Source organism: Pseudooceanicola algae (assembly GCF_003590145.2).
Taxonomy (GTDB): domain Bacteria; phylum Pseudomonadota; class Alphaproteobacteria; order Rhodobacterales; family Rhodobacteraceae; genus Pseudooceanicola; species Pseudooceanicola algae.
Genome location: NZ_CP060436.1, coordinates 439634 through 455077, shown reverse-complemented (window position 1 = coordinate 455077; position 15444 = coordinate 439634). Strand labels below are relative to the sequence as shown.

The 15444-nt window shown below is 63.0% G+C and carries 11 protein-coding genes and 2 tRNA genes; 6 read left to right on the top strand and 7 right to left on the bottom strand.

The features are described from left to right. Positions 1-22: 22 nt before the first annotated feature. The 5 genes from PSAL_RS02140 to PSAL_RS02120 form a co-directional block, all read right to left on the bottom strand. Entirely contained in the window at positions 23-1807 is a 1785-nt protein-coding gene (locus tag PSAL_RS02140) for a peptidoglycan D,D-transpeptidase FtsI family protein (RefSeq protein WP_119839713.1), read from the bottom strand. Next, positions 1804-2163, bottom strand: coding sequence for a cell division protein FtsL (gene ftsL / locus PSAL_RS02135; protein WP_119839714.1), 360 nt, complete (start codon positions 2161-2163; stop codon positions 1804-1806). The genes PSAL_RS02140 and ftsL overlap by 4 nt, the downstream gene beginning before the upstream one ends. Further along, positions 2160-3179: a 16S rRNA (cytosine(1402)-N(4))-methyltransferase RsmH gene (rsmH, locus tag PSAL_RS02130; protein WP_119839715.1), complete on the bottom strand. Its 1020-nt coding sequence runs from the start codon at positions 3177-3179 to the stop codon at positions 2160-2162. The genes ftsL and rsmH overlap by 4 nt, the downstream gene beginning before the upstream one ends. Before the next feature lie 3 nt (positions 3180-3182). Next, on the bottom strand, positions 3183-3677 hold the full coding sequence (locus PSAL_RS02125; RefSeq protein ID WP_119839716.1) for a division/cell wall cluster transcriptional repressor MraZ: 495 nt from the start codon (positions 3675-3677) through the stop codon (positions 3183-3185). 881 nt (positions 3678-4558) lie between these two features. Continuing rightward, positions 4559-5653 (bottom strand): Mrp/NBP35 family ATP-binding protein, encoded by a 1095-nt coding sequence (locus PSAL_RS02120; protein WP_119839768.1) that lies wholly within the window; start codon positions 5651-5653, stop codon positions 4559-4561. Between the two features lie 312 nt (positions 5654-5965). Here PSAL_RS02120 and PSAL_RS02115 point away from each other — a divergent pair, with 312 nt between their 5' ends. After that, a complete protein-coding gene (locus PSAL_RS02115; RefSeq protein WP_231388582.1) occupies positions 5966-6187 on the top strand; it encodes a DUF1127 domain-containing protein in 222 nt (73 codons plus the stop codon). Positions 6188-6884: 697 nt separating this feature from the next. Here the strand turns inward: PSAL_RS02115 and PSAL_RS02110 are convergent. Next, the gene (locus PSAL_RS02110) at positions 6885-9227 is read right to left on the bottom strand and encodes an ATP-dependent helicase (protein ID WP_119839717.1); all 2343 of its coding nucleotides are present in this window, start codon (positions 9225-9227) and stop codon (positions 6885-6887) included. Between the two features lie 345 nt (positions 9228-9572). On the opposite strand from PSAL_RS02110, the gene PSAL_RS02105 reads away from it, so the two are divergent. Next, positions 9573-13019: a pyruvate carboxylase gene (locus tag PSAL_RS02105; protein WP_119839718.1), complete on the top strand. Its 3447-nt coding sequence runs from the start codon at positions 9573-9575 to the stop codon at positions 13017-13019. A gap of 146 nt (positions 13020-13165) precedes the next feature. Next, a complete protein-coding gene (locus tag PSAL_RS02100) occupies positions 13166-13870 on the top strand; it encodes a thermonuclease family protein (RefSeq protein ID WP_119839719.1) in 705 nt (234 codons plus the stop codon). 3 nt (positions 13871-13873) lie between these two features. Here PSAL_RS02100 and PSAL_RS02095 read toward each other — a convergent pair whose 3' ends face one another. Then, positions 13874-14359 carry a MarR family winged helix-turn-helix transcriptional regulator gene (locus PSAL_RS02095; RefSeq protein ID WP_196222813.1) on the bottom strand — a complete coding sequence of 162 codons (486 nt, stop codon included), beginning with the start codon at positions 14357-14359 and terminating at the stop codon, positions 13874-13876. A gap of 121 nt (positions 14360-14480) precedes the next feature. On the opposite strand from PSAL_RS02095, the gene PSAL_RS02090 reads away from it, so the two are divergent. The 3 genes from PSAL_RS02090 to PSAL_RS02080 all read left to right on the top strand — a co-directional run bounded on the left by PSAL_RS02090 (position 14481) and on the right by PSAL_RS02080 (position 15404). Then, positions 14481-14903 carry an organic hydroperoxide resistance protein gene (locus tag PSAL_RS02090; RefSeq protein WP_119839720.1) on the top strand — a complete coding sequence of 141 codons (423 nt, stop codon included), beginning with the start codon at positions 14481-14483 and terminating at the stop codon, positions 14901-14903. A 162-nt stretch (positions 14904-15065) separates the two neighbouring features. Continuing rightward, positions 15066-15140: transfer RNA gene (locus PSAL_RS02085), tRNA-Gly, on the top strand. Between the two features lie 189 nt (positions 15141-15329). Beyond that, a tRNA-Gly gene (locus tag PSAL_RS02080) sits at positions 15330-15404 on the top strand. Positions 15405-15444: the final 40 nt, after the last annotated feature.

The window sequence follows — 15444 nt, the reverse complement described above, 5'->3', positions numbered from 1 at the left end:
TCTTGCCCCTTCTCCCGTCATCTCAGTGGGACGACGCCTGCGTTATAGCAGCCCCACTTGCGGGTTCAATGTAGGGGCGCAGCCCCAGCAGCGGACCGATGCGGCGGATCAGTTCGGCGGCGACGGGAACGGCCGTCCAGCCGGCGGTGCGGCGGTCCTGGCCATAGATATGGGTCGAGGGTTCGTCGAGCATCACCACCAACGCATATTTCGGATCCCGGATCGGGAAGATCGAGGCGAAGGTACCGATGGTCTTGTCCTCGTAATAGCCGCCCGAGGGCTTCAGCTTGTTCGCGGTGCCGGTCTTGCCCCCGACATCATAGCCGGGCACGTCGCCGAAACTGGCGGTCCCTTCGGTGACCACAAGGCGCAGCATCCGGCGCACTGTGGCGGCGGTGTTTTCAGACATGACCCTCTCGCCGACCTGGGGCGTTTCACGCTTCAGCAGTGTCGGCTGGATCAGGCGACCGCCATTGGCAATCGCCGCATAGGCCGTCGCAAGGTGAAGCGGCGTGACCGACATGCCGTGACCATAGGACACGGTCATCGTCGTCAGTTCGGACCAGTTCGACTGGTAATTGGGCTTGGTCACCTCGGCTTCGGACAGCTCGACCGGGGCCGGATCGAAAAGGCCCAGCTTGCGCAGGAATTCCTGCTGCCGCTGCGCCCCGATCATCTGGCTGATGCGCGCCGTCCCGATGTTGGAGCTTTCCACGAGGATCTTGGTCACATCCGCACTGGTGCCAAGGTAATGGTCGTCCCGGATGCGGAACCGGCCCCAGGTGATGGGGCCGCGAATGTCGATCATGCTGTCCGGGGACACCAGCCCCAGTTCCAGCGAATCGGCGATGGTGAAGGGCTTGAAGACCGAGCCGAGTTCATAGACCCCCTGCACCGCACGATCAAACAACGGGCTGTCGTCGGGATGCCCCGAGGTCGGAAGATGCGGACGGTCGTTGGGGTCGAAATCGGGCAGCGAGGCCATCGAAATGATCTCGCCGGTGTGAATATCCATCAGCACCGCGGCGGCGCCCTTGGAATTCATCAGCTTCATGCCGCCGTCCAGCACCTGCTCCAATGCGGCCTGAACCGTCAGATCGATGGACAATTGCAGCGGCGCCCCGCCGTTGGCCGGATCACGCAGGGCGGCGTCAAAGTAATGTTCGACCCCGGCCGAGCCCTTGATCTCGGCCCAGCGGACATCCTGGGTGCCATAGCTGGTGCCGCCAAGGATATGGCCCGCAATGGGCCCGTTGGGATAAAGCCGCATGTCGCGCGGGCCGAACAGCAGCCCCGGATCGCCGATGTCATGCACCGCCTGGCGCTGTTCGGGGGACATGGTGCGGCGGATCCAGTAGAATTTGCCATTGCCGGTAAAGCGCCGCTTCAGCGAATCTTCGTCCAGCTCGGGGAAGATCCGCGCCAATTCCCGCGCCGCGACCTCTGGATAGATCATCTGATGGGGATGGGCGTATAGCGAATAGGTTTCCATGTTGGTCGCAAGGATGCGCCCGTCGCGGTCGATGATATCGCCGCGCTGCGCCTCGATCCCGGCGCCACTGGCCGAGGCGCGGGGTTCCTCGGGGACCGAGCTTGCCATGCCGCCCATGCGCAGGCCGACCACGGAAAAGGCACAGAAAAAGACCGCGCCCAGCACAAGAAGACGCCCTTCGGCACGGGCGCGCGAGGTGTCGCGCATCTCCTCGTGGCGCAGGCGCATGTTCTCGCGTTCGATGACGTCCGGATTGACGCCCCGGCTGCGGGCCTCGAGGATGCGGGCCAGGGGGCGCAGCGGGGTGCGGGTCATTGGCCCGCGTCCGCGTGCTGGTTCAGCGACGACACCTCGACGCTGCGGTTTATGACCCGAAGGGTTTCAGCGGGGGGAAAGCGCACCTGCGCCACGACCCCGAATTGCGCGGCATCCAGTGGCTGCAGGCCGAGCGGGCCAAAGTTGGCCTCGGCCAGGGCGCGCAGTCGGTCGGGGCGGTTCAGATAGGCCCATTCGGCCCGCAGCATCGACAGACGCGCACGGGCGGCGGCAATATCATCCTGCATGTTCACCGCTTCGGTAATCGCGGCCTTGGTCTCGTAGTTCTCACGGTAGGCCCAGAAAGCGAGCCCGATCAGCCCCATGGCGCTGAGCACGAACAAAAGCGATCTCATCCCCGTCTTCCTTTTCGACCCTTGCTGGTCTTCCCGGCCTTGCTGGCCCCCGGCATGCCCATGGCCGCCCGGTCGATCTCTTCAGCCGGGCTTTTGGTGCGGAACCCGACGCGCAGCCGGGCCGAGCGCGACCGCGGGTTCACCGACAATTCCGCTTCGTCAGCGCCGATACCCTTGCGGGTTTTCTGGGTGAAGGCGGCAACTTCTTCTTCGGCCTCGGGGGCATAGCGGTTGGCCCGCCCGGTGCCGCCCGTCCGCATCTGGAAGAACCGTTTGACCATTCGGTCCTCGATGGAATGGAAGGTCACGACCGCCAGGGCCCCGCCGGGTTTCAACGCGCGTTCGGCGGCCATCAACCCTTCGGCAAGGGCGCCGTATTCGTCGTTCACCGCAATCCGCAGCCCCTGAAAGCTGCGCGTGGCCGGATGCGACTGACCGGGGCGCGCACGAGGCAGGCAGCTTTCGACGATGGTGGCCAACTGGCCGGTGGTGGCGATCGGGCCCTCGGCCCGCTCGCGGGCGATCGCCTTGGCAATCCGACGCGAGGCGCGTTCTTCGCCATAAAGGTAAAGAATGTCGGCGAGGTCCTCTTCGCTCATCTCGTTGACGAAATCCGCCGCCGAGGGGCCATCCTGGCTCATCCGCATGTCCAGCGGCCCGTCGCGCATGAAGGAAAAGCCGCGCTCGGCCAGGTCCAGCTGCATGGAGCTGACACCAAGGTCCAGCACCACCCCGTCGAGGCCGGTCGCCACCTCGTCAAGATTTGCAAAGTTGGCCTGCACGATTTGCAAACGGTCGCCGTAGTCACTGGCCCAGGGCTGCGCCATCTCGATGGCGAGCGGGTCGCGGTCGACGCCGATCACCTTGTCGGCGCCCGCCTCCAGCAGCCCACGGGCATAGCCCCCAGCCCCGAATGTACCGTCAAGCCAGGTGCCTGCCACGGGCGCGACAGCCTGCAGCAGCGGACCAAGCAAGACGGGAACATGGGGGGCGCGGCCGGTTTCGGGATCGCTCACGACTCAGCCCTCCTTCGGCTGCGCGGCCAGTTGATCGCGCAACTCGTCGAAGACGGCCTTGGGATTGAAGGCGGGCACGGTGCCAGCGGTGTCGCGTGGACCATGGCGGCGTTCGTATTCGGCCAAATTCCAAAGCTGGAACGTCTTGGCGGTGCCCTTGATATAGGCCGGGTTCTGCTGATCCAGCCCGATCTTCTCGCGCAACTTCTGCGGCAGGACGATGCGGCCGGTGTCATCGACCGTGACATCATGGGAATGGGTCAGGAACATGTCGATCATCGGATCCTTGCGCGGATCGGCATCGGGCAAGGCGTCGATCATGTTCTCGACCTCGGCCATGGTGCTGACCGAATAACACTCCAGATAGCCATCCAGATGGGCGCCGTAGACAACAATGACAGTGGGGTTCAGCTTGGCATCCGGAGCACCTTGAAGACGCTCGACGCAATCGGGGTCCTGCTTTTCAAGGATACGACGGAAGTTGACCGGGATGGACATCCTGGCCTTCCCGTCGAGCCGGAGCTCCTCTTCGCCTCTGAACCTGTTGCTGCGCAAGGTCCCGCTGGCCCCTTATTCCCCCTGCTTCATCCAATGCCCAAATGGGCCCCCTGAAACGGAAAACGGCGGATAGGAGCTGCTGCCACTGCCCTATCCGCCGCCCTCGTCCCGTCACCGGGTATGTCCAGCTGCGCGCGGCCACCTGGGGGGATGCTGCTCGCCCCGCACGCCGGATCTCATCGTTCGAGGAGTGCGGTGCCTGTATGAACCACTGTCAGGAAAGTCTTTTCTTACGAGGTCTTAGCGCCTCTGACTTCCTGTCCTCTTCAGTAAGTCTTGGATGCCATGGGAATGGATGGGGATCAACCATTATCTGCCGGGAATGGGTGGTACTCCGCCCATCCATAGCGCAGATTGCACAACCTCGACCGAGGACCTGCGAGTCCGATTCGACGGGGGAAATACTTCAAATTGCGATTGCGTGATTTTTCTGCACCACATGTGGTGGCACCACAGGGGTGATACGGGCCTGCCCCTGCCGGTCCCATCCAGGACCAGCCGTTCCCAACTTTTTTTCAGAGAGTCGGATTTCCGGTGAAATCCTGGGCTGCTTGATCCGAATTCCGCCCAAAACCGGGCTTCACGGGGCAGTGATTCGCATGCTCCACCGGATGCGCGCTTAGCTGAAGGGTTGGGCTTACGCCGCAAGACCGCCTCCAGATGCCGAGCGACGGCAAGACCCGTCCGGCCCGCCGTCACGCTCTTTTCTTCTAGCCGGGGCCTGGGGATTTGACATCACGCGCCGTCTGAAATCCGCGGCAGCGTGATATCTTTGCCTCAGCCACCCGGGGGAAACCCCCGGATCATCCTGAGGCGATGCCTCAGACCATGCCGCCGCGGATCAACCCCTCGGCCAGCTGTGCAAAGGCCTGCGCCTGCTTGCCCTCACCCAGGGCGACCGGGGTCCCGCCATCACCCGAAAGCCGGGTGTCCAGATCCAGCGGCAGTGCACCAAGCAACGGCACGCCCATCTTCTCGGCCTCGGCAGCGACGCCGCCATGACCGAATGGATGACTTTCTCCACCACAATGAGGGCAGATGAAGACCGACATGTTCTCGATCAGCCCGATGACCGGGGTCTTCAGGGTATGGAACATGTCGATGGCCTTGCGCGCATCCAGCAGCGCCACATCCTGCGGGGTCGAAACGATGATGGCGCCCGACAATTCGGCGCGCTGGCACAGGGTCAGCTGCACATCGCCAGTGCCCGGCGGCAGGTCGACGATCAGCACGTCAAGCTCGCCCCAGTTTACCTGCCCCAGCATCTGCTGCAAGGCGCCCATCAGCATCGGCCCGCGCCAGACCACGGCCTTGTCTTCTTCCATCATCAAACCGATGGACATCATGGTGACCCCATGCAGATGCAGCGGGTCGATTGTCTTGCCATCCGCCGAGGCGACCCGTTTCGTCGCCCCCATCATGCGCGGCTGCGAGGGACCGTATATATCGGCATCAAGCAGACCAACCTTCTTGCCGGCGCGCGTCAGGGCCACCGCGAGATTGGCCGAGACGGTCGATTTGCCCACCCCGCCCTTGCCGGAGGCAATCGCAAGAATGCGCTTCACCCCCGATGGCTTCATCGGGGCATTCTGCGGCTTCGGGTGGCCGCCGATCTTCAGGCTGGGGGGTTCCGCATTGCCCGTCGGGGCACGTGACGGCTGCGGCGCAGGGCCATGCGCCGTGAGGGCGACGCTGACCTTGTCGACACCCGCCATGTCGGACACCAGCTTTTCAGCGGCGGCGCGGATCGATTCCATCCGCCTTGCGGTCTCGGGGTCCGGAGCCTCGATGACGAAGCGCACGCTGGTGCCCTCGACCACAAGAGCACGGATCATGTCCGCCGAAACCAGGTCGCCACCATCCGGCAGGCCAAGTCGCTTGAGTTCGCTAAGGATGTCATCACGCGTAACAGGCAAGGTTTTCTCCTTCGATATGCCTGCATAGGTGCGCATTTTCGACGCAATGGGCAAGGGCAGCCGTGCTGACCTGCCATTTGCAGCCCCTCCCCGAGACGACACGGCCCCTTTCATCTTAAAGTTGAAATCCGTTAATCTTAGGTCAACGCTTCTTATGCACTTTCTGCATAGCGGCGTTGATCAAGCGTCCATTGTGCAAACGCAGCAAATAGCTAAATTGAGGTCAACAGCAGCAAGGCAGTTAGCGCCAACGAGATCGGCACGGACAGTCAAGACGCCGCAGACAGAGATGCGAGACGAAGGATCGAAACGATGGCAATGGCAACCGGATATCAAGGTCAGGCAAACGAAGGCCAGACCCTCTTGGTGCGCCTCTTCGCCCAGATTGGCGAACGCTACGCCCGTTACGCGGCCTATCGCAAGTGCCTGGACGAACTGTCGTCCATGAATAACCGCGAGCTTAGCGACCTTGGGTTGCGCCGCTCGCTGATCCGGACCGTGGCCTATCAACAAGCCTACGGACAACCGGCCTGAAGAACACCGAGATCAGGCGGCCCTCTCCTCCTCCCTGGGCCCTCTGAGACCAGCGACGATGCCTCTCCTCCTCCCTGGCATCGTCGCACCTATCCCCGAAGCGGGGTTACGCTTCGAAAAGAATTCGCCGCTCTCTCCTCCTCCCTGAGCGGTGATGCCAAGACCGGCAGGGCCTCTCCTCCTCCCTGGCCCTGCCGGACACTGGCCAAAGATCGGTCGCTCTCTCCTCCTCCCTGAGCGGTCGTGTTTCCCGGTGATGCCTCTCCTCCTCCCTGGCATCACCGGACCTCATCCCCGAAGCAGGGTTACGCTTCGCAAAAAATTCGCCGCTCTCTCCTCCTCCCTGAGCGGTGATGCCAAGACCGGCAGGGCCTCTCCTCCTCCCTGGCCCTGCCGGAACCTGGCAACAGACCGATCGCTCTCTCCTCCTCCCTGAGCGGTCGTCAAACGAACGGCGGTGCCTCTCCTCCTCCCTGGCACCGCCGTTTTTCATTTTCAGGACATGTAAATTTCAGGGGCGCTGCCCCCTTGAGGCCTGCGGCCTCAATTCCCCCGGAGTATTTCGCGCCAGGTGAGCGAGACGCGCCGTGCTTATTCACCTAGCTGGAAATACTCCGGGGGGATCGGGCCGCAGGCACGATTGGGGGCAGCGCCCCCTTCCAACACTTAAAGAAAGGCGGACCGCGACCGGGTCCCTTCAGAAGGGGATGTCGTCCGGCGTGCTGAGGAAACTTGCCACGACCTTCTTGATGCCGGACTTGTCGAAGGCCACTTCCAGTTTGTTGCCTTCAATACCCAGTACTTCGCCGTAGCCGTATTTCTGATTGAAGACCCGTTCGCCTATGGCAAAGGCGCTGATCGCTTCGGCGTCGATCACCGAACTTCGGGTCTCGCGCGGTTGCGACATAGGGCGGCTGCTGGCGCGCGACTGCATGCGCTTCCAGCCGGGGGAATCATAGCCGTCCGCTTCCGAGGCGCGGACATCCACCGTGCTTTGCACCGCGGCGCCGAACCCGCCGCCATATAGGCCGGGTGGCGTCAGGACCTCGACGTCCTTGGCGGGCAATTCGTCGATAAATCGCGATGGCAACTGGCTTTGCCACTGACCGAAGACCCGGCGATTGCCTGCAAAGGAAATCGTGCAGACCTGTTCGGCCCGAGTGATTCCCACATAGGCAAGCCGGCGTTCTTCCTCTAGACCCTTGCGGCCTGTTTCATCCATGCTGCGCTGGCTCGGGAAAAGCCCGTCTTCCCAGCCTGGTAGAAACACGGCCGGAAACTCCAGCCCCTTGGCCGCGTGCAGCGTCATGACCGAGACCTTTTCGCCATCGGTCTCTTTCTCGTTATCCATGATCAGGCTGACATGTTCGAGGAACCCTTGCAGGTTCTCGAAGTTCTCGAGGGCCTTGACCAGTTCCTTGAGGTTCTCGAGCCGCCCTGGCGCCTCTGGCGTCTTGTCGTTCTGCCACATCTCGGTGTAGCCCGATTCGTCCAGAATCATCCCCGCAAGGTCCATGTGCGACAGGTCCGGGCTGTTCACCAGGCCGCCCCAGCGGTCCATACCCTCGATGAACAGGCGCAACTGTCCCGCGCCCTTGCCGCTGATTCCGGCCTGTTGCAGCAGGATCCGTGCGCCATCAAGCAACGGCACGCCATGGTCGCGCGCCGTCATCTGGATCTTTTGCTGGGCCTTGTCGCCGAGACCACGCTTGGGGGTGTTGATGATCCTCTCAAAGGCCAGGTCATCGGCGGGCGACACGGCCAGACGGAAATAGGCCATGGCATCGCGGATCTCCAACCGCTCGTAGAAACGCGGGCCGCCGATGACCCGGTAAGGCAGACCGATGGTCAGGAAGCGATCCTCGAAGGCGCGCATCTGGTGCGAGGCGCGGACCAGGATCGCCATGGTATCAAGGCCGAAGGGCGCCATACCGCGGGTGCCACGCTGCATCGCCTCGATCTCGTCCCCAACCCAGCGGGCCTCTTCATCGCCATCCCAATGGCCGATCAGCCGCAGCTTTTCTCCCTCTTCCGCCTCGGTCCAGAGCTCCTTGCCAAGGCGCCCTTCGTTGCCCCGGATCACCGCCGAGGCGGCCGACAGGATATGTGGGGTCGAGCGGTAGTTCTGTTCCAGCCGCACCACCTTGGCGCCGGGAAAATCCTTTTCGAACCGCAGGATGTTGCCAACCTCGGCACCCCGCCAGCCATAGATCGACTGGTCGTCGTCCCCGACGCAGCAGATGTTCTTGTGCCCGCCCGCCAGCAGCCGCAGCCACAGGTATTGAGCCACGTTGGTATCCTGATATTCGTCGACGAGGATGTACTTGAACCAGCGTTGGTACTGGGACAGCACATCGTCGTGGCTCTGGAAAATCGTCACCATGTGCAGCAGCAGGTCACCGAAATCGACGGCGTTCAGTTCCAGCAGGCGGCGCTGATACTGATCGTAAAGCTCGGTTCCACGGTTGTTATAGGCCGAGGCCTCGGCGGCGGGGACATGGGCCGGGGTCCAGGCGCGGTTCTTCCAGCTGTCGATCAACCCGGCAAGCTGACGCGGCGGCCAGCGTTTTTCGTCAATGTTGCTGGCGCGCACCAGCTGCTTGAGCAGACGCAACTGGTCATCCATGTCGAGGATGGTGAAGTTCGATTTCAGTCCGACCAGTTCGGCGTGACGGCGCAGCAGCTTGACGCAGATAGCGTGAAAGGTGCCCATCCAGGGCATGCCCTCGACGGTTTCGCCCAACATCCGGCCAACGCGGGTCTTCATCTCCCGCGCCGCCTTGTTGGTGAAAGTCACCGACAGGATTTCATTGGGACGCGCCCGCCCTGTGTTCAGCAGGTGCACAATGCGCGAGGTCAGCGCCTTGGTCTTGCCCGTCCCTGCCCCGGCCAGCATCAGCACCGGCCCGTCCAGCGTTTCGACCGCTTCGCGTTGCGCCGGATTCAGATCGTCGAGATAGGGTGTCGGACGCGCGGCCATGGCCTGGCGCGACAAGGGAACTGCGGCTTCGAACGCGTCATCTTCGGAATAAGAGCTCATGGCACATCATACCGCGCCACGTCTGCCTTGCCAACTGCCGTTCCCCATACGTTCCAAGGTGAAATGACGCCGTCAAAATCCCGTTCCAGCAGAAGCGCCCGAATGGAGCCTGACAGATGCCCGGGAATCGAATTGGATAGATTCCGCACCATTTTGGCGCCGCCCGGGCGCGTTTCGACCCTGCATTGCGCCCCAGGTCCCGTATCAGGCGATTTCCTGCAACCGGTAGCGCAATCAAAAGTTTTGCGACAATCCCGCTTGCGCTGCAGCGCGGCGTAGCGTTTCCTGTCGGGACGGGGCGGGAGGCTGCGCCACGGGCTGCAAGGCTGTACCAAGGGAGTGAACATGGCTGATTTTCAAAAGATCCTCATCGCGAACCGGGGCGAAATCGCCATCCGGATCATGCGTGCCGCGAACGAGATGGGCAAGAAGACCGTCGCGGTCTATGCCGAAGAGGACAAGCTGAGCCTGCATCGCTTCAAGTCCGACGAAGCCTACCGGATCGGCGAGGGCCTCGGTCCCGTGGCCGCCTATCTGTCGATCCCCGAAATCATCCGTGTCGCCAAGATGTCCGGGGCGGATGCCATTCACCCGGGCTATGGCCTGCTGTCGGAAAACCCCGAATTCGTCGATGCCTGCGACGCGGCCGGAATCACCTTTATCGGGCCGAAAGCCGCCACCATGCGCGCCCTTGGCGACAAGGCCAGCGCGCGGCGTGTCGCGGTCGAAGCCGGCGTGCCGGTGATCCCCGCGACCGAGGTGCTGGGCGATGACTTCGACGCCATCAAGGCCGAAGCCGAGGCGGTCGGCTATCCCCTGATGCTGAAGGCCAGCTGGGGCGGCGGCGGACGCGGCATGCGCCCGATCAACGGCCCCGAGGAACTGAAGGAAAAGGTGCTTGAGGGTCGCCGCGAGGCCGAGGCCGCCTTCGGCAATGGCGAAGGCTACCTTGAAAAGATGATCATCCGCGCCCGCCATGTCGAGGTCCAGATCCTGGGCGACAAGCAGGGCACGATCTATCACCTTTACGAACGCGATTGTTCCGTCCAGCGCCGCAACCAGAAGGTCGTTGAACGCGCCCCTGCCCCCTACCTGTCCGAGGCGCAGCGCGAAGAGATCTGCGAATTGGGGCGCAAGATCTGTGCCCATGTGAACTACGAATGCGCCGGCACGGTCGAGTTCCTGATGGATATGGACAGCGGCAAGTTCTACTTCATCGAGGTCAACCCCCGCGTGCAGGTCGAACATACCGTCACCGAGGAAGTGACCGGCATCGACATCGTGCAGGCCCAGATCCTGATTGCCGAGGGCAAGAGCCTGGCCGCCGCCACCGGCAAGGCCAGCCAGTACGACGTGCGCCTGACCGGCCACGCCTTGCAGACCCGGATCACCACCGAGGACCCGCAGAACAACTTCATCCCCGACTACGGCCGCATCACCGCCTATCGCACCGCGACCGGCATGGGCATTCGCCTGGACGGAGGCACCGCCTATTCCGGTGGCGTCATCACACGCTATTACGATTCGCTGCTGGTGAAGGTCACCGCCAAGGCCCAGACGCCCGAAAAGGCCATCGCCCGGATGGATCGCGCGCTGCGGGAATTCCGCATCCGGGGTGTCAGCACCAACATCGCCTTCGTGCAGAACCTGCTGAAGCACCCGACCTTCCTGAGCAACCAGTACACCACCAAGTTCATCGATACGACGCCCGAGCTTTTCGAGTTCAAGGTCACCCAGGACCGCGGCACCAAGGTGCTGACCTACATCGCCGACATCACCGTCAACGGTCACCCCGAAACCAAGGGGCGCGCTGCCCTGCCCGAGGGCTTCAAGACGCCGCGCCCCCCGGCACAAATGAGCGATGCGATCCCAGCTGGCACGCGGTCCCTGCTCGATACCAAGGGACCAAAGGCCGTGGCGGACTGGATGCTGGCGCAGAAGCAGCTTCTGATCACCGACACCACCATGCGCGACGGTCACCAGTCGCTGCTTGCCACGCGGATGCGCTCGATCGACATGATCCGCGCCGCGCCGGTCTATGCCAGCAACCTGCCGCAACTGTTCAGCCTTGAATGCTGGGGCGGCGCGACCTTCGACGTGGCCTTCCGGTTCCTGCAGGAAGACCCCTGGCAGCGCCTGCGCGACATCCGCGCCGCCTGCCCCAACATCATGACCCAGATGCTGCTGCGCGGCTCCAACGGTGTCGGCTATACCAATTATCCCGACAACGCCGTGGAAAGCTTTGTCAAGCAGGCCGCCGAAACCGGCATGGATGTCTTCCGCGTCTTCGACAGCCTCAACTGGGTCGAGAACATGCGCGTCGCCATGGATGCCGTGGTGGAGACCGGAAAGATCTGCGAAGGCACGGTCTGCTACACCGGCGATATCCTGAACCCCGACCGGGCCAAGTACGACCTGAAGTACTATGTCGGCATGGCCAAGGAGCTTGAGGCCGCCGGTGCCCATGTCCTTGGGCTCAAGGACATGGCCGGGCTGCTGAAACCCGCCGCCGCCCGCGTGCTGATCAAGGCACTGAAGGACGAAATCGGCATCCCGATCCACTTCCATACCCATGACACCAGCGGCATCGCGGGGGCGACGATCCTGGCGGCAGCCGAAATGGGCGTCGATGCCGCCGATTGCGCCATGGATGCGCTTTCGGGGAATACCTCGCAGCCGACCATGGGCTCCATCGTCGAGGCGCTGGCCCATACGGACCGCGACACCGGCCTAGACATCGAACAGATCCGCTTGATGAGCGATTACTGGGAAGCCGTGCGCGGGCAGTACATCGCCTTTGAAAGTGGCATGCAGGCCCCCGCCTCCGAGGTCTATCTGCACGAAATGCCCGGTGGTCAGTTCACCAACCTCAAGGCCCAGGCGCGCTCCATGGGGCTTGAGGAACGCTGGCACGAGGTCGCGCATACCTATGCCCAGGTGAACCAGATGTTCGGTGACATCGTGAAGGTCACGCCATCGTCCAAGGTGGTGGGCGACATGGCCCTGATGATGGTCAGCCAGGACATTTCGCGCGCCGAGGTCGAAGATCCCAAGCGGGATATCTCCTTCCCCGACTCGGTGATCGACATGATGCGTGGCAACCTCGGCCAACCTCCCGGCGGGTTCCCGGCGCCGCTAGTGAAGAAGATCCTGAAGGGCGACAAACCCAACCTTGACCGCCCCGGCAAGCACCTGCCCCCCATTGATCTGGAAGCGACCCGGAAAGAAGTCTCGGACAAGCTGGAAGGGCGGGAGATCGATGACGAGGATCTCAATTCCTACATCATGTACCCCAAGGTCTTCACCGACTACGCCGTCCGGCACGAGATGTATGGCCCGGTGCGCACCCTGCCCACCAAGACCTTCTTCTACGGCATGGATCCCGGCGAACAGATCTCGGCCGAGATCGACCCCGGCAAGACCCTGGAGATCCGCCTGCAGGCCGTCGGGGAAACCCATGAAGATGGCGAGGTCCGGGTGTTCTTCGAACTGAATGGCCAGCCGCGTGTCGTGCGGGTGCCGGACCGGTCGATCACCGGCGCCTCCGCGGCGCGGCCCAAGGCCGATCCGACCAACAACGCCCATCTGGCAGCACCCATGCCCGGTGTCGTCGCCTCGATCGGGGTGACCGCCGGTCAGGCCGTCAAGGAAGGCGACCTGCTGCTGACCATCGAGGCGATGAAGATGGAAACCGGCCTTCATGCGGACCGCTCCGGCGTCATCAAGGCCGTGCATGTGACCCCCGGCGGGCAGATCGACGCCAAGGATCTGCTGATCGAATACGAAGACTGATCCGCCGCCGCTGACGACGACCAAGGCCCGCCCTGACCAGGCGGGCCTTTTTGCTGCCCCCCCTTAACCCTTCCGGTCTTTTGCGGATGCAGAGCCGGGCGTCGAGGTGTTAACCTTCGTTAACGCCCTGCCTTGCGAGATCTGCCATGTTCCCCCTGACCGCCCTGCGGCCCGCCATTCTGCGCGGTGCCCTGTCTCTTGCCGCCCTGACCGTTTCGGCCCTGTCGCTTGCGTCGGTGCCTCAGATCGCGAGGGCCGAGTTTTCCGTCACCGGCGCGGCGCGCGTGGTGGATGGCGACACGCTGGACATCGCAGGCACCAAGATCCGCCTGTTCGGTATCGATGCCCCCGAAAGCGCGCAAAGTTGCAATGGCCTGCCCTGCGGCCAGCAGTCCACCGCCTTCATGCAGCGGATCACCTCGGGCCGGCAGATCACCTGCACGGGCGCTGAATATGATGCCTATGACCGACTTCTGGCCCATTGCTTTGCCGGCAAGGTCGATCTTGGCGGGACGATGATCGCGAATGGCCACGCCATGGCCTTCGTGCGCTATTCTCGCGACTACCTGCCGCTGGAGGACGAGGCCCGCGCCGCCGGTCGCGGCCTCTGGGCGCGTGGCACGCCGCAAACACCATGGGATTTCCGCGCCAGCCGCTGGAACAGCGCCAGCCAGGTCACGCCGGAAAACTGCCCGATCAAGGGCAATATCTCGCGAAGCGGCGAACGGATCTATCACACGCCCTATTCGCGCAGCTATGCGGCGACGCGAATCTCCACCGATCACGGTGAGCGCTGGTTCTGCTCCGAGGCAGAGGCGCTGGCCGCCGGCTGGCGCGCGCCCCTGCGTTGACCCCTAGGCCTGCGGCGAAGCGTCGATCCAGCCGCGCAGGGCCTTCAACATCTCGAGCGTGTGGCGATAGCCATCGGCACTCAAACCCTTTTCGCGCGCGATGCAGCCCGGCACATCGGCCACGGCTGTGGCCTTGGTGCGCCCTGCATCTGTCAGGCAGATCGCTACCCGGCGCGCATCTTTCTTCGACCTTTGTCGTGTGATCAGCCCCATATCACCCAGCCGTTTCAACAGCGGTGACAGGGTGTTGGTTTCCATCGAAAGGGCGCGCCCCAGCTCCCCCACCTGCTGACCATCCCGGTCATGCAGCAGCAACAGCACCAGGAACTGCGGATAGGTCAGCGCCAAACGGTCCAGATGCGGCGTGTAAAGCCGGATGAAGGCATGACTGGCCGCATAGAGGTTGAAGCAGATCAGTGCTTCGGTCGGTGCCGGGATCTGATCACCCTGATCCGGCGTTTTCGGGGGGTCGGGAAGCAATTCTGTCATCCCCCTTAAATAGGTCGCACACGATTTATTTGCAATACAGGCCCTGCCACCGGTTGAAACTGCGGCATTCCGGATTATTATATCGTGCACGACATAATTTTCAGCCACGGAAAGGGATACCATGTCCATCACTCCGCTTTATTCGACCCGCGCCACCGCAACCGGCGGCCGCGACGGCACCGCAGACACCGAAGACGGCACACTGTCGGTCAAGCTTGTCACCCCCAAGGAACTTGGCGGCGCAGGCGGCGAGGGCACCAACCCCGAACAACTGTTCGCCACCGGCTATGCGGCCTGCTTCATGTCGGCCCTCAAACTGGTCGCCGGCAAGCAGAAGGTCGCCTTGACAGATGACGCCAGCGCCACTGCTGAGGTCGGTATCGGCAAGGACGGCGCGGGCTTTGGCCTGGTGGTCACGCTCAGCGTTTCGTTGCCCGGCGTCGACGCGGAAACCGCCGATGCCCTGCTGGAGAAAGCGCATGAGGTCTGCCCCTATTCCAACGCCATTCGCGGCAATGTCGAAGTGACGCTGAACCGCGCGTGACCTCCCCTGCCCCCGCTGCGCAAAGGCTGCGCAGTGGGGACAGTCCCCCCGATACGCCCTTGCCGGGACCGGCAACCGCCCCGGATAATTTCTTGGCCCGTGGTCAAATTTCCTCTTGCGGCGCAGCGGGCTTCTTTATACATCGTGCCTCACCCAATGGATGCGGGCGTAGCTCAGGGGTAGAGCATAACCTTGCCAAGGTTAGGGTCGAGAGTTCGAATCTCTTCGCCCGCTCCAATTTTACTGAAGATCAGCGATCCTCCGAACATGGCGCAACAGCGCGATGCACGGGGGTTTTTCGCGTTTTCAGGGGCCTTGGGCCCGCAGATCACCAGAATGATCGGCCCCGAAAAATTTGCCCGAAAAGGCCGAAATTTCTGCTTGCGCCGCCCCGTCCTACCGCGTATTTCGGCGCCACGTCAGAGAGCGGGCGTAGCTCAGGGGTAGAGCATAACCTTGCCAAGGTTAGGGTCGAGAGTTCGAATCTCTTCGCCCGCTCCAAAAATCACCAAAAGGTATCCGTAAGGGTCCGCAGGCAATG

What these genes read in the sequence shown, in the direction of transcription:
- PSAL_RS02125 (WP_119839716.1), bottom strand. Translation starts at nt 3,677, where the DNA reads ATGTCCATCCCGGTCAACTTCCGTCGTATCCTTGAAAAGCAGGACCCC.
- PSAL_RS02110 (WP_119839717.1), bottom strand. Translation starts at nt 9,227, where the DNA reads ATGAGCTCTTATTCCGAAGATGACGCGTTCGAAGCCGCAGTTCCCTTG.
- PSAL_RS02090 (WP_119839720.1), top strand. Translation starts at nt 14,481, where the DNA reads ATGTCCATCACTCCGCTTTATTCGACCCGCGCCACCGCAACCGGCGGC.
- PSAL_RS02105 (WP_119839718.1), top strand. Translation starts at nt 9,573, where the DNA reads ATGGCTGATTTTCAAAAGATCCTCATCGCGAACCGGGGCGAAATCGCC.
- PSAL_RS02115 (WP_231388582.1), top strand. Translation starts at nt 5,966, where the DNA reads ATGGCAATGGCAACCGGATATCAAGGTCAGGCAAACGAAGGCCAGACC.
- PSAL_RS02100 (WP_119839719.1), top strand. Translation starts at nt 13,166, where the DNA reads ATGTTCCCCCTGACCGCCCTGCGGCCCGCCATTCTGCGCGGTGCCCTG.
- ftsL (WP_119839714.1), bottom strand. Translation starts at nt 2,163, where the DNA reads ATGAGATCGCTTTTGTTCGTGCTCAGCGCCATGGGGCTGATCGGGCTC.
- PSAL_RS02095 (WP_196222813.1), bottom strand. Translation starts at nt 14,359, where the DNA reads ATGACAGAATTGCTTCCCGACCCCCCGAAAACGCCGGATCAGGGTGAT.
- PSAL_RS02140 (WP_119839713.1), bottom strand. Translation starts at nt 1,807, where the DNA reads ATGACCCGCACCCCGCTGCGCCCCCTGGCCCGCATCCTCGAGGCCCGC.